Below are 16,162 nucleotides of genomic sequence, written 5' to 3' on the forward strand. Positions count from 1 at the left end.
CATGGCCCGGCGCTACCGAAGGACACGCAGGGTAGCGCCGGGCCACGCCCGGCGGAATCCATCCCGTTGCGCTACACCCGCCGCGCGACCACGGTGGCCAGCACGGCCAGGCCCACGGTGATGGCCAGGCACAGCACATAGCCGGTATGCGGCGCGGTTTCCACAAACAACGCGAACAGCGCACCGGACAGCGCCAGCGCGGTGGCCACGCACAGCGCTTCGCTCAGCTGCAGGGCCGAACTGTTGCGGCCCTGTTCCTGCGGCGCGGACAGCGACAGGGTCAGCACCGAGAGGCTGGCGTAGATCATGCCCATGCCGAAGCCGGTGAGGGTCCAGCCGGCCAGCGCGACCGGCAGCGGCACCGCGTTGAACAGCACCGCCAGGGTGGCCGTGATGCCGAGGGTCATCAGCACCGTCCCCACGCGCAGCAGCTGCTGCCGTGACCAGCCGCGCTGCTGGTGGCCCTGCAGCCAGGAGCCGCTGAACCAGCCCAGCGCGCCCAGGCTGAGCACCGCGCCGGCCCAGCTCGGCGACAGGCCACGTTCGCGCTGCAGCAGCAGCGGCAGATAAGCTTCGCAGGCGAAGAACGCGGCGGCCGCCACGCCACGCAGTGCAATCACGCTGGGCAACCCGCGGCGCAGGCGCAGCGTGCCCGGTGGCAGCAGGCGGTGCCCGCACAGCAGCAGGCTGGCCACGGCCACCGCCATGCACGCCAGCGCCGACACGCCCTGCTGCTGCCCACCGAAGTACAGCAGCAGCGCCGCCAGCGATGCACCGGCGGCCCAGCGCACGACATCGCCGCCATCGTCCCCGTCGCGGGTTTCGACGGGGGCCTGCCGGGCCAGCGCCGGGCGCAGCATCAGCGCTGCCGGTATCGCCAGCAGGGGCACGACCAGGAACACCCAGCGCCAGCCCAGGTGTTGCACGATCATGCCGCTGAGCGCCGGTCCCACCATCGACGGCACAACCCAGCCGGCCGAGAACGCGGCGAATACCTTCGGCCGCAGCGCCTCGGGGTAGTTGCGTCCGACCATCACGTACAGCGCCACCGAAATCGCGCCGCTGCCCAGGCCCTGCAGCAGCCGCCCGGCCACCAGCACGCCCATGCGCGTGGCCAGGCCGGCCAGCAGCAGGCCCAGCACGAAGCAGGCCAGCCCCCACCACAACGGTCGCGCCGGGCCGCTGCGGTCGGTCCAGCGCCCAGCCACGGTCATGCCCACCACGCTGGTGGCCAGGGTGCCACCGAAGGCCAATGCGTACAGGCGCAGGCCATCCAGAGCCTCGGCCACGGTAGGCATGGCCGCGGCTACGGCCAGCGCTTCGAAGGCGAGCAGGGCGACCAGCACGACCATGCCGACGGTGGTGCCGCGGTGGGCGGGCGAGAGGATGGAGTCGGGCGCGGCGGTGGCCGTCGCCGGAGCGGTGGAGGGGGTGTTCATGCGGAGACGGGTACTCGGGCCGCGCTTGTCATCCGGCGGCGAAGGACGCAGCATGACACCTGAACCATGGTTGAGGTCAAGCGATGCAGGAACAGGAACTGAGCGTGGGTGACGTGGCCCGCCGCAGCGGTGTCGCGGTATCGGCGCTGCACTTCTACGAGCGCAAGGGCCTGATCAGCAGCCTGCGCACGGCGGGCAACCAGCGCCGCTATGCGCGCGACGTGCTGCGTCGGCTGGCGGTGATCCGCGTGGCGCAGCGGGTCGGCATGCCGCTGGAGGCGGTGGCACGCGCGTTCGAGACCCTGCCGCAGGGCCGCGCACCAACCAAGGCCGACTGGGCGCGGCTGTCCGCGCGCTGGCAGCAGGAACTGGAAGAACGCATCCACATGCTGCAGCTGCTGCGCGATGAACTGACCGGCTGCATCGGCTGCGGCTGCCTGTCGCTGAAACGCTGCCGCCTTGCCAACCCCGACGACGTGCTCGGCGAGCGCGGCGACGGCCCCATGCGCTGGGGCTGAATGGAGAAGTGAAGAGCGTCGATCTTGATGTGAGGGCCAGTGGTGGCGATGTCCCTATATGTGTTGAAAGCATTGGTTCAATCGGGCTCTGCAAAGACAACGTCAACAGCCTGCGCTTGGCGCGGATTGAGCTATTTCAGACCAGAAGCGCGAAGACGCTTTGACGCTGAAGTGCGGTGACCTCGTCTTTGAAGCGGAAAAACCACCAAAGACCTTCGATGGAGACGAAGTCATCAAAAGAGCAGTTGACTCGATCAATAGCCTGTCTTGCAAAGTGCATGCAGAAGAAGGGCAGTCTCACCCAGGGAACAGCCTGGCAGACTTGCTTTCGTAAGGAATTGATTGTGAGTTCTCTTGATCGTTGCTGATACCTTCAATCAAGCAGCAATCCAGGATCGTTCGATGCCCCTTCCGATCCTTCGCTTACTTGCTCTTGTAGCGCAACTTGATGTACAAATCGCGGCGCATTCGTGCGTTCATACAGGGGGTTATTGAAAGTGGAAGTTGATCTTTTTCGAATCCGTAAGCTTGCGGCCACGCCGTTTGATCCCGAGAGTCATCATGAAGTAAAGCCACTTGTGATCGGGCTGATCCGAAAGATTTTCAATAAAGAGATCACTCCCCAGCATCTCGCTCGTGACGATGAGATGCTGCTGACCGCCGTCTACGTTCAGTCGATGGCAGCAGTCAAGGCGCTTTCATTGTCTGGTGTTCCCTACAATACCTATGAGCCTTTTTCAGATGTTGAAATAATCTGGGCCAACTTGGACGGTTGGACGGTCATTGGTGGATGGGCTCATCCCCAGACCAAGACTGTCGTTCTCATCACTAATGACACGTACCGTGCTGAGCTTGAGGCGATCATGTCGTCCGTAGATAAGAAGTATCTGGGTCACGTGGTCCATCTCGTCGACATCCGCACCCAGACCTTCGATCAGTTCGTGATCACTCCGCCGAATCACCAGTTCGCTGGCATCCCTGAGAAGCATCGGCGCATCCTCTTGGCGCGGGAGACCGTGTCCGTCATCTTTGATCCAGATGCGCGTGAGACCAACCATCAGGCGACGGAAACCGCGATCAGCGCAATCAGGCCGATCCTCAGTGGCGCAATGTCTGAACATGAGGCTGATAGCGCTGACGATCCGATCTGGAAAGTTGCGATGGCGTATGCGCGTGCCGCCGCATCTTTGCTGCAGTTTAATGGCGTCAACTTTGAACCCGTCAAGGTTTTTAGCTATCTCAAGCCGATCATGGGTGATTTCAGGGGCGCACAAGTCGTATCTGGCTTCATCTATGAGCCGAACATGTCCTTCGTGTTGATCACGAACTACAGCGATAACGAGGAGCGGAAAGCCTTCCTGGAGCCGCTGAATTTTGAACGCATGACTGGCGATGCGCTATTCATTGATGTGGACACGCGCTCCCTCAGACACTTCCAAAGTTGCGCGGATGCGATGAACAGCTTTGATGGGTTATCGGACGCTGGCGAAGGCGAAGGCGAATCGTGGGTGAACGAAACAATGGGACTTCTTGTTGAACAGCTGATCGGCTCTGAAGTGGATGATGAAGAGGCAACTGCGCTTTTTGAGACGCTAAGCCCTCATTTCATGATCTTCGCCAAGGTCTTGGGTGAAGATGACGAGGGATATGGTGTGAGCGAGGGTCTGCTGAAGAATGTCACCAAGGCCGCGATCAACCAAGTCCGAAACGAATTTGACTTCGATCTGGACGACATCACGGAAGTCGTGGGTGGTTTCATGCGAATGGCGATTGCGATGTACCCATACGACCTCAGCGACTGGCAATGCGACGTGCGTGCTTTTGGTGTTATCGCATGGGATAGTGGCAGAGGCGACATCGCCATCTATTGCCATGATGATGATCAGTCAAAAGTGTTCATGCAGAACTCCATTCTTGAGATCTCGGAACAGTTCAGATCATCTAGGCCATCAGCAGCGCATGTCATGTCAGTGAAAGTTCATTGACAAAATAAAGCCCCGCTCAGCGGGGCTTTTCTTATGGCACTTCTTCCATCTCAGGGAAAGGGCTCACGGCCGACAAACCGGACTGTGGTGGTCGATACTAAAACTGGTGTCGGCGTGTGGCCAAGCTGGATTGCATGCCGTTCCAGCAGGGCGGGGTGTCGCCTGGATGATTCCTGGCGGGCATATTGCTGATGCTTGTCACGATTTCGATCCATGCCACAGTCAAGTGAAATGGGTTGGGGTTGAATGCAGTCAAGTCCTTGATTCTAAAAGTATGCAGAAAATATTGGGCTCGGTGGATCTTTCGAGGGGCATTCTTGCGATGGACGGACTCATAATGAGAATGGGTCATCGCTGCGCCACGGGGAAAGTGGGGCCGTCACGCAAACGGGAGCTCTGGGTTGCCAATGGCCCCTCGGGACGCGTTTGTTCGAGGGGAACGATAACTAAATCAAGGTCATCAAGCGCATCGGCTACGGATACCGGGACGAGGCGCAGTAAGTCAATAACGTCCGCCCAGCCTTCTCCCTGAATTGGGTGAAGAACGCTTTCTACCAGACGGTGAGGGTTTCGCCGCTCTGGATACCTTCCACCGCGCGCTGGAAGGCAAGTGCCGCGCGCTGCGCGGGTACCGCTTCAAAGCCGGGGAAATAAGGGCCGTAGGAATCCAGCGATTCGGCCAGCACGTTCGGGCTGACCGCGTTGATGCGCAGGCCGCGCGGCAGCAGTTCCAGCGCCGCAGCACGCACGAAACCTTCCAGCGCCTGGTTGACCGCCGTGGCATTGACGCCGTCGCGGATCGGCTGCGCGCTGATGATGCCGGTGGTGAGGGTGATCGAGCCACTCGGGTTGAGGTGATGCTGCGCCGCCAGCGCCAGCCGCACCTGGCCGAGCAGCTTGTCCTGCAGGCCACTGTTGAACTGCGCGGCGGTCATCGTCTGCAGCGGGCCGAAATGCACGTTGCCGGTGGTGGAGATCACCGCATCGACCGGGCCGGTCTGCGCGAACAGCGCCGAGACGCTGGCATCGTCGGCCAGGTCCACGCGCAGCGCACCGCTGCGGCGGCCGGCAGCGAGGATCTCGTGGTGCTGGCCAAGGTGGCGGGCGACCGCCTGGCCGAGGGTGCCGCTGGCACCGACAAGCAGGATCTTCATGGTGGCGTCCTCAAGGGGAAGGGCTCCAGTCTGCGCCGCCGGTTGCGGGTTTGGTAAGCGGCGTATGATTCGCACATTCCTAACCCGGGGTTAGCAATGGATACTTTGCGCTGCATGCAGGCCTTCGTGGCCGTGGCCGAGCACGGCAGCTTCGCGGCCGCCGCCGTGCAGTTGCAGGTGTCGGCGGTGATGGTCGGCAAGTACATCCAGCAGCTGGAGGCACACCTGGGCACCGCGCTGCTGCAGCGGAACACCCGCCACCAGCGCCTGACCGAAGCGGGCGCGGCTTACCTGGCCGGCTGCCGCCAGGTACTGGAGCAGGTGCAGCAGGCCGAGGCTGACGTCGCCGGGCTGCAACGGCAGCCGCAGGGCCTGCTGCGCATCAGCGCGCCCACCACCTGGGGCAGCTGCGTACTGGCGCCGTTGCTGTCGGGGCTGTTGCGCGCGCAGCCGCTGCTCAACATCGAGCTGGACCTGAGCAACCGCCGCGTGGACCTGATCGAGGATGGCTTCGATGCGGCGATCCGGGTCGGACCGCTGCCGTCGCAGGAACTGGTGGCGCGCCCGCTGCCGCCGTATGCGATGAGCCTGTGCGCATCACCGGCCTACCTGCGCCGGCGCGGTACGCCGCGCACGCCGGCCGACCTGGCCGGACATGACTGCCTTAGCCACCTGGCGTGGCGTGGCGGCCATGGCTGGCAGCTGGCCAATGGCGAACAGGTGGACTGGGAGGCGCGGCTGTCCAGCAACGATGGCTATGCGCTGCGCGAAGCGGCGGTGGCCGGGGCCGGCCTGATCCTGCAGCCGACTGCGCTGCTGGCCGCAGACATCGCAGCCGGGCGCCTGAAGCCGCTGTTGCGCGACTACGTGCCGGCACCGCGGCCGATGCACCTGATCTACCTGCCGGACCGGCGCCCGCGCCCGCGGCTGCAGTGTTTCATCGATTTCGTCATGGCCACATTGGCGCGTTGACGAGGCATTGCGGTAGGTGCCGACCGTTGGTCGGCACGACATCACAGATCGCGGTCAATCATTCGCCGCCGACAACTCCCGCCCGCGCTGCTGCGCTGCGCGCAGCGCCTTGGCCACCAGAGCCTCGAAACCATCGGCCTGGAAACTCTCGATCGCGGCCTGGGTGGTGCCGTTGGGCGAGGTCACCCGGCGCCGCAGTTCGGCTGGGCTTTCACCGGCTTCGTCCAGCATGCGCGAGGCACCCAGCAGGGTCTGCACCGTCAGCGCGCGGGCCGCATCAGCCGGCAGGCCCTGCGCAATGCCGGCCGCTTCCATCGCTTCGGCCAGCAGGAACACATAGGCCGGGCCGCTGCCGGACACGGCCGTGACCGAATCCATCAGCGCTTCGTCCTCGATCCACACCGTGCGCCCGGCGCTGGCCAGCACGCGTTCGGCCTGCGCATGCTGCTGCGCATCCACGGCAGGCGTGGCGTACAGGCCGGTGACTCCGGCGCCCAGCAGGGCAGGGGTGTTGGGCATCGCGCGCACCACCGGCAGCGCACCGCCCAGCCAGCGTTGCAGCTGCGCGCTGGTGATGCCCGCAGCGATCGACACCACCAGCGGCGCCTGCGCCTGCGCCAGCGCCTGCAGCGATTGGCAGACCTCGCGCAGCACCTGCGGCTTCACCGCCAGCAGCCAGGTCTGGCCCTGGGCGGCGGCATCGGCGGCGTTGTCGTGGGTCTGGACGCCGAAATCGGCGGCCAGGGCCTCGCGCAGCACGGCCACCGGCTCGGCCACGTGGATCTGCGCCGGCGGCACGCCCTGGCGGACCAGCCCGGCAATGAGGCTGCGGGCCATGTTGCCGCCGCCGATGAAGGTGATCGATTCAACTGTCATGCGGGATTCCTTGGTTCAGGCCGGGCGCGGACGCGCACCGAACAGGGCGGTGCCGATGCGCACCAGGGTGGCACCTTCGGCAATGGCCTCGGCGTAATCGCTGCTCATGCCCATCGACAGGGTGTCCACCTGCGGATGGCGCGCGGCCAGCGTCTGGAAAAGGGCATGCACGCGCACGAAGGCATCGCGGCGGCGCTCGGCCTCCGGCCACGGCGCCGGAATGGCCATCAGCCCGCGCAGGCACAGTGCGGGCTCGGCGCTGATGGCCGCGGCCAGTGCGTCCACCTCCTGCGGTGCACAGCCGTGCTTGCTGCCTTCATCGTCGATGTTGACCTGGATGAGCACGTTCAGCGGCCCGCGGCCGGCCGGGCGGTATCGGGCCAGGGCGCTTACCAGCTTGGGCCGGTCCACGCTCTGCACCCAGTCGAAGTGGCTGGCCACGGCTTCGGCCTTGTTCGACTGCAGGTGGCCGATCAGGTGCCATTCCAGCCCCAGCGCCTGCAGCGCCTGCATCTTGGCCAGGGCTTCCTGCACGTAGTTCTCGCCGAAGGCGCGCTGGCCCTGCGCAGCCAGGGCCGCCACGGCCTCGGCCGGCTGGGTCTTGGAAACCGCCAGCAGGCGCGGCGGTGGCCGCCCGGCGGCCTCGGCGGCGTTGTGCAGATTGCTCAGGATCTCGGGCAGGGCAGTGGCCACGTAACGCGTTCCAGTGTGACAGGAGGCTATACTGCCGCCAGGGGAAAGATCCTTCCAGTCGAAGCCGTTATTGGGGAGTAGCCGCTCATGGATATCGCCGAGCTGTTGGCGTTTTCCGTAAAGAACAAAGCGTCCGACCTGCACCTGTCTGCAGGCCTGCCGCCGATGATCCGCGTGGACGGCGATGTTCGCCGGATCAACATCCCGGCCCTGGACCACAAGCAGGTCCATGCGCTGGTGTACGACATCATGTCCGACAAGCAGCGGCGCGATTACGAGGAATTCCTCGAAGTCGACTTCTCCTTCGAGATCCCGTCGCTGGCGCGCTTCCGTGTCAACGCCTTCAACCAGAACCGCGGTGCCGGTGCGGTGTTCCGTACCATTCCCTCCGAGGTGCTGACCCTGGAGGACCTGGCCTGCCCGCCGCTGTTCCGCGAGGTGATCCAGCAGCCGCAGGGCCTGATCCTGGTGACCGGCCCGACCGGTTCGGGCAAATCGACCACGCTGGCGGCGATGATCGACTACATCAACAAGAACGAATACGGCCACATCCTCACCGTCGAGGATCCGATCGAATTCGTGCACACCTCGCAGAAGTGCCTGATCAACCAGCGCGAAGTGCACCGCGATACGCACGGCTTCAACGAAGCACTGCGCTCGGCGCTGCGTGAGGATCCGGACATCATCCTGGTGGGCGAACTGCGTGACCTGGAAACCATCCGCCTGGCGCTGACCGCCGCGGAAACCGGCCACCTGGTGTTCGGCACCCTGCACACCAGTTCGGCGGCCAAGACCATCGACCGCATCATCGACGTGTTCCCCGCCGGCGAAAAGCCGATGGTGCGCTCGATGCTGTCCGAATCGCTGCGCGCGGTCATTTCGCAGGCGCTGCTGAAGAAGGTGGGCGGCGGCCGTACGGCGGCGTGGGAAATCATGGTCGGCACCCCGGCCATCCGCAACCTGATCCGCGAAGACAAGGTCGCGCAGATGTACTCGGCCATCCAGACCGGCCAGCAGTACGGAATGATGACCCTGGACCAGCACCTGCAGGACCTGGTCAAGCGCAGCCTGATCACCCGCAACCAGGCGCGCGAGTACGCCAAGGACAAGCGTCTGTTCGAGTAAGGCGAGGCAACGGTGGGGCGGTGCGCATCCATGCCGCCGTCCCGCGATGTCCTGTCCACCGACCGATCTCTGGCACATGCCCATTGGGAGCCCGCCATGAACAGCACCGCCAGTACCGCCAGCACCATCGATTTCACCTCCTTCCTCAAGTTGATGGCGCACCAGCGCGCCTCGGACCTGTTCATCACCGCGGGCATGCCGCCGGCGATCAAGGTCAACGGCAAGATCTCGCCGATCACGCAGACGCCGCTGACCCCGCAGCAGAGCCGCGACCTGGTCCTCAACGTGATGACCCCGGCGCAGCGCGAGGAATTCGAGAAGACCCACGAGTGCAACTTCGCCATCGGCCTGGCCGGTGTCGGCCGTTTCCGCGTGAGCTGCTTCTACCAGCGCAACCAGGTGGGCATGGTGCTGCGTCGCATCGAGACGCGTATCCCGACCGTGGAAGAACTGAGCCTGCCGCCGATCATCAAGACGCTGGCGATGACCAAGCGCGGCATCATCCTCTTCGTCGGTGCCACCGGCACCGGCAAGTCGACCTCGCTGGCAGCGATGATCGGTTACCGCAACCAGAACTCGACCGGCCACATCATCACCATCGAAGACCCGATCGAGTTCGTGCACAAGCACGAGGGCTGCATCATCACCCAGCGCGAAGTCGGCATCGATACCGACAGCTGGGAAGCCGCCCTGAAGAACACCCTGCGCCAGGCGCCGGACGTGATCATGATCGGCGAGGTGCGTACCCGCGAGGGCATGGACCACGCCATCGCTTTCGCTGAAACCGGCCACCTGGTGCTGTGCACGCTGCACGCCAACAACGCCAACCAGGCGATGGACCGCATCATCAACTTCTTCCCGGAAGACCGCCGCAACCAGCTGCTGATGGATCTGTCGCTGAACCTCAAGGGCGTGGTCGCGCAGCAGCTGATTCCTTCGCCCGATGGGCGTTCGCGCAAGGTGGCGATGGAAATCCTGCTGGGCACGCCGCTGGTGCAGGATTACATCCGCGAAGGCGAGATCCACAAGCTCAAGGAGCTGATGAAGGAGTCCGTGCAGCTGGGCATGAAGACCTTCGACCAGAGCCTGTTCGAGCTGTACCAGGCCGGCGAGATCAGCTACGAGGACGCGCTGCGCTACGCCGATTCGCAGAACGAAGTGCGCCTGCGCATCAAGCTCAGCCAGGGCGGCGATGCGCGCACCCTGTCGCAGGGTTTGGATGGCGTGGAGATTTCCGAGGTCCGTTGAGTGCTGGGCGCCTGCGGGCGCCCTCTGCTTCGGGATGACCGCCATGAACCGGCCAGGGAGGCCTGCATGCGTGTGACGACGAGCGTGGTGCTGGCAATCGTGGTGCTGCAGGCCGGGTGTGCCCGCACGTCCGGGCCCGCCGCGCCAGCCGCGGCCGAAAGCTGCGGCGATCCGCTGGCGCACGCCTGGTACCTGCTGCCTCCGCCTGCACAGGCGCAAAGCCGCGACCCGCTGCCGTTCCGTGATTTCACCGGGTTTGCGAGCGCGACCTACGCTGTCCATCTGCGGGATCTGCCGGGCCTGCCTGAGCCGTCCTTCCGCTGTGGCCACGTTCCGGTCCAGGCCTATCGTTTCGTCTGGTCGCCCTCCTTCTTCCCGGGCGTGGTGATACGCGCGCAGCGCAACGCCGCCGGCCAGGCGTGGATTGTCGGCCGCAGTGCGCGCGCGTGGGAGATTCCCGGATCCTCGCCCGGGCACCCCTCCAGCATCATCAACGGTTGGACGTGCCCTCCGCCACGCGCGTTGAGTGCGCAGGAATGGAAGACCGTCACCGCCGCGTTCGCGCGCCTGCAGGGCGAAGACTCGAGCGCGGGGCTGGATGGCTCAACGTGGACGTTCGAGTCCGTGGTGGACGGTGAGCAGCGCTGGTTCGCGCGGTGGGTGCCGCAGGATGTGACGTTCCGCACCGCCGGCAGGATGATGGCCGAACTGGCCGGATGCACCGACGCCCTGCAGGCCATGGAGTGACCGGCACGAGGGTGGATTGATGAAATCCAGTCATGACCGACTGCCATCCAGGTCGTTCAATCCAGCGGGGGGAGGGGCGTATCGTCATCGCTCCCCCTCTGGAGCATGACGATGCAGACACGTGAACTCGGCCGCAGCGGCCTGAAGGTTTCCGCCCTTGGCCTGGGCTGCATGGGCCTGAGCCACAGCTATGGCCCGCCGGTCGAGCAGCGCCAGGGCATCGCCCTGCTGCACGCCGCGGTCGAACGCGGCGTGACGTTCTTCGATACCGCCGAGGTCTATGGCCCGTACACCAATGAAGCACTGGTCGGCGAGGCGCTGGTGCCGTACCGCGACAAGCTGGTGATCGCCACCAAGTTCGGCTTCAAGGACGCCCGCACCGATACCGGCCTGGACAGCCGCCCGGAGAACATCCGCGCAGTGGCCGAGGCCAGCCTCAAGCGCCTGCGCACCGACCACATCGACCTGTTCTACCAGCACCGCGTGGACCCGAACGTGCCGATCGAGGATGTGGCCGGCACCGTGCGCGACCTGATTTCCGAAGGCAAGGTCGGCCACTTCGGCCTGTCCGAGGCCAGTGCCGCGACGGTGCGCCGCGCGCATGCGGTGCAGCCGGTGGCCGCAGTGCAGAGCGAGTACTCGCTGTGGTGGCGCGAGCCGGAGCGCGAGCTGCTGCCGACCCTGCAGGAGTTGGGTATCGGCTTCGTGCCGTTCAGCCCGCTCGGCCGCGGTTTCCTCACCGGCACCATCACCGCCGATACCACCTTCAGCGACAACGATTTCCGCAACAGCGTGCCGCGCTTCGAAGTGGAGGCCCGCCGCGCCAACCAGGCGCTGGTGGATCGCATCGGCACCATTGCCGCCGCCCGTGGCGCCACCCCGGCGCAGGTGGCACTGGCCTGGCTGCTGGCGCAGGCACCGTGGATCGTGCCGATTCCGGGCACCACCAAGGTCCACCGCCTGGAGGAAAACCTGGCCGCGACCGAGCTGGTGCTGTCGGCCGACGAACTGCAGCGCATTGCCCAGGTGCTGGAAGAGGTATCCATCGTCGGCGAGCGCTACAACGCGCAGCGTGCAGCACAGGCCAAGGGCTGATCTGCCCTTTGTGGGTGCGTACCGTTGGTGGTGGGTGCGGAATGTTGGCGGTGGGTGCGGACCGTTGGTCCGCACTCCTTATGTTCACCCCATCGGCCCGCGGAGTGCATCCAGCACCGTGCGCATCGCCACGCTGACATGGCGGCGCGAGGGGTAATACGCGTAGTAGCCATCAAACGTCGGGCACCAGTCATCCAGCACCGACTGCAACCGCCCCTGTTCCAGCAGCGCCAGCACCTGGTCCTCGGGCAGCCAGGCCAGGCCGCTGCCGGCCAGCGCGGCTTCGCGGGTCATGCCCATGGTGTTGAAGGTCCACTGGCCGCTGACGCGCACGCTGAGCTCGTTGCCATCCTGGCCGAAATCCCACGGCATCAGCCCGCCGTGGGTGGGCAGGCGCAGGGTGATGCAGTTGTGCGCGGCCAGCTCCTGCGGGTGGCGGGGCATGGCGTGCTGGCGGAAGTAGCTGGGCGCGCCGACCACGCGCATGCGCAGCGGCGGGCTGATCGGCACCGCCACCATGTCCAAGGCCAGGCGTTCACCGAGGCGGATGCCGATGTCGTAGCGCTCGGCAACGATGTCGGCCAGCGCGTAATCGGCGGTCAGTTCGACATTCAGGTCGGGGTACTGCTGCAGCAGCGGCGCCAGCCGTGGCCAGGCCAGGTACTCGGCGGCGTGGCCGGTGGCGTTGATACGAATGGTGCCGGCGGGGCGTTCGCGGTACTCGGCCAGCGCGGCCAGTTCGTTCTCGATCTCGGCCAGGCGCGGGGCGAGGGTATCGAGCAGGCGCGCGCCGGCTTCGGTGGTGGAGACGCTGCGGGTGGTGCGGGTCAGCAGGCGCACGCCGAGGCGCTCCTCCAGGCCGCGCATGGCGTGGCTGAGGGCCGACTGCGAGACGCCGAGCTGGGCGGCGGCCTTGGTGAAGCTGCCCTGGCGGGCAACGTGGACGAAGGCCTGCAGGTCGTTGAGGTTTTCGCGGGGCATGGTGGAATGATACGGCCGGGCTGCGCCCGGCACCTGCCGAATCCACGTCCACGTCAACGTCAAAGGCAGAAGCTGGCTATCCGTGGGATGGCGGGGTGGCTCAGGTTGCGGGGGACGGCGCAAGTACGTCCATGTAGCCTCGGTCGCGCCATCCATGGCGCTCACTCCCCCGCAACCTGAGCCACCCCGCCTTCGACAGTTGGCTGCGATCTGTCGGGCGAAGCGGGGTCGGATCCCGTTGCTGCGCAACGGGCTCCGACCCCATTCTGTGTAGACGTGTGGGTATGTCGATTTCCACGTCTGTGGTTCGTCGAATGAATGACTTTCAACGGGAGCTGCACATGAGCACTGACACCAAGCCGAAAGGCCCGGCCTCGTACTTTCCCTCCATCGAGAAGACCTACGGCCAGCCGGTGGCGCACTGGCTGGGCCTGCTGGCGCAGAAGCCGGGCCTGAAGCACATGGAACTGGTCAGCTACCTGAAGAGCGAACACGGCCTGGGCCACGGCCACGCCAACGCCCTGGTCGCCCACCACCTCAACGCCCAGCGCTGACCCCGCGCCCAAAAGAGCGCAGCGACCCGCTTCTGCTCTTGCTCTTCTTTTTCTCTTACGTGGCTGGACGCCCACGGAACCTGTCAGAGGCCGGGCGGGGTGGGTGCGCGGGACCGCAGGCGCCATGGATGGCGCCTACGAGCCCCCATGGACGGGTTCACGGCGTGTCCCGCGGTCCCACCCCGCCCGGCCAAGCCCATGAACCACGCAGTTCCGCCCAGCCACGAGGGGCTGCGCCGTTCGCTGACTGAACGATTTCATCTGCAACTGTCACCCGGATCGTGTCTAATACCGCTCCCCACCTGCGGTCCCCACCCGAATGTCCCTCCAATCCCATGGCCCGGCGCCGTGCGACGACGCTGACGGCCACCTCGTCACCGCAGGTCCGCTCACCCCGCCCCCGGACAGCGCCGGCACCCCCGCCGACGAAAAAGCGCTGCGCCACTCGGTCGCCGAGGATGTGCAGGGCATGGTCCTGGCCACGCTGGTGGCCTCGCTGGGCCTGGCCATCTTCGCCAAGGGCGGGCTGATGATCGGCGGCATGGCCGGCGCGGCCTTCCTGCTGCACTACGCCATGGGCTGGAACTTCGGCCTGGTGTTCGTGCTGGTCAACCTGCCGTTCTACTGGGTGGCCGTGCGCCGCATGGGCTGGGAATTCACCCTCAAGACCTTTGCCGCGGTCACTGCCTGCGGCGTGCTCACCGACATCCTGCCGCGCTGGGCTGATTTTGCGCATATCGCGCCACTGTACTCGGCGCTGGTCGGCGGCGCGCTGGCCGGCCTGGGCATCCTGTTCTTCATCCGCCACCGCGCCAGCCTCGGTGGCATCGGCATCCTGGCGGTGTACCTGCAGCGCACCCGCGGCTGGAGCGCCGGCAAGGTGCAGATGTCCTTCGATGCCTGCCTGATGGTGGCCGCGTTCTTCGTGCTGTCACCGTCGAAGGTGATGTACTCGGCGATCGGCGCGGTGGTGCTCAGCCTGGTGCTGATGTTCAACCACCGCCCCGGCCGCTACATGGGCGTGTAAACCCCTACACCGCGTTCGCCGGGCATGGCCCGGCGCTACCGGACCCACCGCGGATGCGCATCAGCGGCCAGCCGTCTGCACCCACGGCGGTGCCAGCTTCAACAGCTGCGCATGCACCGGGCAGTCCTCGGCATGCGCGCCGGGCAGGTAGCCCAGGCTCATCAGGAACTCGCCGGTGATCTCGCCGCCGGTGAAGCGGAACGTCTTCTTGAACAGCTTCACCCAGTCGGCCTTGCTGCGCGGGTGGTGCGCGTCCAGCCACGCTGCAAAGCTGCCGTGGCTGGCCCGCAGCTGCTGGATCACCTGCGCGTTGTGGATCGCGGCCAGCACCTTCAGCCGGTTGCGGATGATGCCGGCGTCGGACAGCAGGCGCTCGATGTCCTGCTCGGCATAGGCCGCCACGCGGTCCACGTCGAAGCCATCGTAGGCCGCGCGGAAACCCTCGCGCTTCTTCAGGATGGTTTCCCAGCTCAGCCCGGCCTGGTTGATTTCCAGCACCAGCCGCTCGAACAGCTCGCGCTCGTCACGCTGCGGGAAGCCGTATTCATTGGCGTGGTAGAACTCATGCACCGGGTGGCCCGGGGCGATGCGGCAGTATCCGGACAAGGTGTTCTCCTGGCGGGCGGGCGCCCCATTATGCGCGGCGTGCAGGCGCCGGAGGCGCCCACCGGCTAGAATGGCACCATGCCTGTAACGCCTACCTCCCTTGCCGATCACCTGCTCGTCGCGCTGCCGTCGCTGATCGACGCCACCTTTGCCCGCAGCGTCGCGCTGATCTGCCAGCACGACGAGAACGGGGCGATGGGCGTGCTGGTCAACCAGCCCTCCGAATACACGCTGGGCGAAGTGCTTTCGCAGATGGACATCACCACCGGTGATGGCGAGCTGCAGGCGCGCACGGTGCTCAACGGCGGCCCGGTGCATCCCGAACGCGGCTTCGTCATCCACGACGACGCGCGCGACTGGGATTCCAGCCTGCGCGTGGGCGAGGGCCTGTACCTGACCACCTCGCGCGACATCCTCGAGGCCATGGCCCGCGGTGAAGGCCCGGCCAATGCCGTGGTCACCCTGGGCTGTGCCGGCTGGGGCGCCGGGCAGCTGGAAAGCGAGCTGTCCGAGAACAGCTGGCTGACCGTGCCGGCCGATGCCGAACTGGTGTTCCAGCTGCCACTGGAGCAGCGCTGGCAGGGTGCGGCCTCGCGCATCGGCGTGGACCTGTTCCGGCTGACCGATTACAGCGGCCATGTCTGAGCCGGCCGCCCCCGCCCCGGTTCCTGCCGCCCCGGCCATCCGCCGTGATGGCACCGTGCTGGGGTTCGATGTCGGCTCGCGTCGTATCGGCGTGGCTATCGGCAGTGCCTTTGCGGCGCATGCGCGCGCGGTGGCCGTGGTCGATGTGCACGGCAACGGGCCGGACTGGACCGCGATCGAGCGCCTGCTGAAGGAATGGAAGCCCGACGGCCTGGTGGTGGGCGATCCGCTCACCCTGGATGGCCAGGACCAGCCCAACCGCAAGCGCGCGCAGGGCTTCGCCCGCCAGCTGCGGGAACGCTTCAAGCTGCCGGTGGCGATGATCGACGAGCGTTCCAGCTCGGTCGAGGCCGCCCGCCGCTTCGCCGTCGAGCGCGCCGAAGGGCGCAAGCGCCGCCGTGATGCGGCCGCCCTCGACGCCGTGGCCGCGGCGGTGATCATCGACCGCTGGCTGTCGTCCCCCGACGACGCCACCCCCATTCCCTGACTGCACGACT

General features: G+C 66.0%; 17 protein-coding genes. 11 read left to right on the top strand and 6 right to left on the bottom strand.

Going from position 1 to position 16,162, the window contains the following annotated elements; genetic code table 11:
- Positions 1–71: 71 nt before the first annotated feature.
- Positions 72–1,493, bottom strand: a complete 1,422-nt coding sequence (locus tag C1927_RS05195; protein WP_108746085.1) for an MFS transporter — start codon at positions 1,491–1,493, stop codon at positions 72–74.
- Between the two features lie 29 nt (positions 1,494–1,522).
- Here C1927_RS05195 and soxR point away from each other — a divergent pair, with 29 nt between their 5' ends.
- Together soxR and C1927_RS05205 are read left to right on the top strand one after the other, a co-directional pair.
- Positions 1,523–1,957 carry a redox-sensitive transcriptional activator SoxR gene (soxR, locus tag C1927_RS05200; RefSeq protein ID WP_079220874.1) on the top strand — a complete coding sequence of 145 codons (435 nt, stop codon included), beginning with the start codon at positions 1,523–1,525 and terminating at the stop codon, positions 1,955–1,957.
- A 497-nt stretch (positions 1,958–2,454) separates the two neighbouring features.
- Positions 2,455–3,942: a hypothetical protein gene (locus C1927_RS05205; protein WP_159095297.1), complete on the top strand. Its 1,488-nt coding sequence runs from the start codon at positions 2,455–2,457 to the stop codon at positions 3,940–3,942.
- Between the two features lie 551 nt (positions 3,943–4,493).
- Here C1927_RS05205 and C1927_RS05210 read toward each other — a convergent pair.
- Complete coding sequence (locus C1927_RS05210) at positions 4,494–5,096, bottom strand: short chain dehydrogenase (RefSeq protein ID WP_108746087.1); 603 nt, start codon at positions 5,094–5,096, stop codon at positions 4,494–4,496.
- Between the two features lie 96 nt (positions 5,097–5,192).
- On the opposite strand from C1927_RS05210, the gene C1927_RS05215 reads away from it, so the two are divergent.
- On the top strand, positions 5,193–6,068 hold the full coding sequence (locus tag C1927_RS05215; RefSeq protein ID WP_108746088.1) for a LysR family transcriptional regulator: 876 nt from the start codon (positions 5,193–5,195) through the stop codon (positions 6,066–6,068).
- A 54-nt stretch (positions 6,069–6,122) separates the two neighbouring features.
- On the opposite strand, the gene proC is transcribed toward C1927_RS05215, so the two are convergent.
- Both proC and C1927_RS05225 read right to left on the bottom strand, forming a co-directional pair.
- Positions 6,123–6,944, bottom strand: coding sequence for a pyrroline-5-carboxylate reductase (proC, locus tag C1927_RS05220; RefSeq protein ID WP_108746089.1), 822 nt, complete (start codon positions 6,942–6,944; stop codon positions 6,123–6,125).
- A 15-nt stretch (positions 6,945–6,959) separates the two neighbouring features.
- Complete coding sequence (locus tag C1927_RS05225) at positions 6,960–7,637, bottom strand: YggS family pyridoxal phosphate-dependent enzyme (RefSeq protein ID WP_108746090.1); 678 nt, start codon at positions 7,635–7,637, stop codon at positions 6,960–6,962.
- An 87-nt stretch (positions 7,638–7,724) separates the two neighbouring features.
- Between C1927_RS05225 and C1927_RS05230 the strand changes: the two genes are divergently transcribed.
- The 4 genes from C1927_RS05230 to C1927_RS05245 all read left to right on the top strand — a co-directional run bounded on the left by C1927_RS05230 (position 7,725) and on the right by C1927_RS05245 (position 11,852).
- Positions 7,725–8,762: a type IV pilus twitching motility protein PilT gene (locus C1927_RS05230; protein WP_004147099.1), complete on the top strand. Its 1,038-nt coding sequence runs from the start codon at positions 7,725–7,727 to the stop codon at positions 8,760–8,762.
- Between the two features lie 96 nt (positions 8,763–8,858).
- The gene (locus C1927_RS05235; protein ID WP_079220879.1) at positions 8,859–10,010 is read left to right on the top strand and encodes a PilT/PilU family type 4a pilus ATPase; all 1,152 of its coding nucleotides are present in this window, start codon (positions 8,859–8,861) and stop codon (positions 10,008–10,010) included.
- Between the two features lie 66 nt (positions 10,011–10,076).
- Positions 10,077–10,757 carry a hypothetical protein gene (locus C1927_RS05240; RefSeq protein WP_108746091.1) on the top strand — a complete coding sequence of 227 codons (681 nt, stop codon included), beginning with the start codon at positions 10,077–10,079 and terminating at the stop codon, positions 10,755–10,757.
- Positions 10,758–10,868: 111 nt separating this feature from the next.
- The gene (locus tag C1927_RS05245; protein ID WP_079220881.1) at positions 10,869–11,852 is read left to right on the top strand and encodes an aldo/keto reductase; all 984 of its coding nucleotides are present in this window, start codon (positions 10,869–10,871) and stop codon (positions 11,850–11,852) included.
- An 84-nt stretch (positions 11,853–11,936) separates the two neighbouring features.
- On the opposite strand, the gene C1927_RS05250 is transcribed toward C1927_RS05245, so the two are convergent.
- Positions 11,937–12,833 (bottom strand): LysR family transcriptional regulator, encoded by an 897-nt coding sequence (locus tag C1927_RS05250; protein WP_079220882.1) that lies wholly within the window; start codon positions 12,831–12,833, stop codon positions 11,937–11,939.
- 341 nt (positions 12,834–13,174) lie between these two features.
- Here C1927_RS05250 and C1927_RS05255 point away from each other — a divergent pair, with 341 nt between their 5' ends.
- Positions 13,175–13,387 carry a DUF4287 domain-containing protein gene (locus tag C1927_RS05255; protein ID WP_108746092.1) on the top strand — a complete coding sequence of 71 codons (213 nt, stop codon included), beginning with the start codon at positions 13,175–13,177 and terminating at the stop codon, positions 13,385–13,387.
- Between the two features lie 319 nt (positions 13,388–13,706).
- On the top strand, positions 13,707–14,414 hold the full coding sequence (locus C1927_RS05260) for a YitT family protein (protein ID WP_108746093.1): 708 nt from the start codon (positions 13,707–13,709) through the stop codon (positions 14,412–14,414).
- 60 nt (positions 14,415–14,474) lie between these two features.
- On the opposite strand, the gene C1927_RS05265 is transcribed toward C1927_RS05260, so the two are convergent.
- Complete coding sequence (locus tag C1927_RS05265; protein ID WP_079220885.1) at positions 14,475–15,020, bottom strand: DNA-3-methyladenine glycosylase I; 546 nt, start codon at positions 15,018–15,020, stop codon at positions 14,475–14,477.
- Between the two features lie 78 nt (positions 15,021–15,098).
- On the opposite strand from C1927_RS05265, the gene C1927_RS05270 reads away from it, so the two are divergent.
- Positions 15,099–15,665 carry a YqgE/AlgH family protein gene (locus tag C1927_RS05270; RefSeq protein ID WP_079220886.1) on the top strand — a complete coding sequence of 189 codons (567 nt, stop codon included), beginning with the start codon at positions 15,099–15,101 and terminating at the stop codon, positions 15,663–15,665.
- A complete protein-coding gene (gene ruvX / locus C1927_RS05275) occupies positions 15,658–16,152 on the top strand; it encodes a Holliday junction resolvase RuvX (protein WP_079220887.1) in 495 nt (164 codons plus the stop codon). Before C1927_RS05270 ends, ruvX begins: the two co-directional genes overlap by 8 nt.
- Positions 16,153–16,162: the final 10 nt, after the last annotated feature.

This window comes from Stenotrophomonas sp. ZAC14D1_NAIMI4_1 (assembly GCF_003086775.1).
Lineage (GTDB): Bacteria > Pseudomonadota > Gammaproteobacteria > Xanthomonadales > Xanthomonadaceae > Stenotrophomonas.

What these genes read in the sequence shown, in the direction of transcription:
- proC (WP_108746089.1), bottom strand. Translation starts at nt 6,944, where the DNA reads ATGACAGTTGAATCGATCACCTTCATCGGCGGCGGCAACATGGCCCGC.
- C1927_RS05235 (WP_079220879.1), top strand. Translation starts at nt 8,859, where the DNA reads ATGAACAGCACCGCCAGTACCGCCAGCACCATCGATTTCACCTCCTTC.
- ruvX (WP_079220887.1), top strand. Translation starts at nt 15,658, where the DNA reads ATGTCTGAGCCGGCCGCCCCCGCCCCGGTTCCTGCCGCCCCGGCCATC.
- C1927_RS05195 (WP_108746085.1), bottom strand. Translation starts at nt 1,493, where the DNA reads ATGCTGCGTCCTTCGCCGCCGGATGACAAGCGCGGCCCGAGTACCCGT.
- soxR (WP_079220874.1), top strand. Translation starts at nt 1,523, where the DNA reads ATGCAGGAACAGGAACTGAGCGTGGGTGACGTGGCCCGCCGCAGCGGT.
- C1927_RS05255 (WP_108746092.1), top strand. Translation starts at nt 13,175, where the DNA reads ATGAGCACTGACACCAAGCCGAAAGGCCCGGCCTCGTACTTTCCCTCC.
- C1927_RS05210 (WP_108746087.1), bottom strand. Translation starts at nt 5,096, where the DNA reads ATGAAGATCCTGCTTGTCGGTGCCAGCGGCACCCTCGGCCAGGCGGTC.
- C1927_RS05240 (WP_108746091.1), top strand. Translation starts at nt 10,077, where the DNA reads ATGCGTGTGACGACGAGCGTGGTGCTGGCAATCGTGGTGCTGCAGGCC.
- C1927_RS05270 (WP_079220886.1), top strand. Translation starts at nt 15,099, where the DNA reads ATGCCTGTAACGCCTACCTCCCTTGCCGATCACCTGCTCGTCGCGCTG.
- C1927_RS05245 (WP_079220881.1), top strand. Translation starts at nt 10,869, where the DNA reads ATGCAGACACGTGAACTCGGCCGCAGCGGCCTGAAGGTTTCCGCCCTT.
- C1927_RS05215 (WP_108746088.1), top strand. Translation starts at nt 5,193, where the DNA reads ATGGATACTTTGCGCTGCATGCAGGCCTTCGTGGCCGTGGCCGAGCAC.
- C1927_RS05260 (WP_108746093.1), top strand. Translation starts at nt 13,707, where the DNA reads ATGTCCCTCCAATCCCATGGCCCGGCGCCGTGCGACGACGCTGACGGC.
- C1927_RS05250 (WP_079220882.1), bottom strand. Translation starts at nt 12,833, where the DNA reads ATGCCCCGCGAAAACCTCAACGACCTGCAGGCCTTCGTCCACGTTGCC.
- C1927_RS05230 (WP_004147099.1), top strand. Translation starts at nt 7,725, where the DNA reads ATGGATATCGCCGAGCTGTTGGCGTTTTCCGTAAAGAACAAAGCGTCC.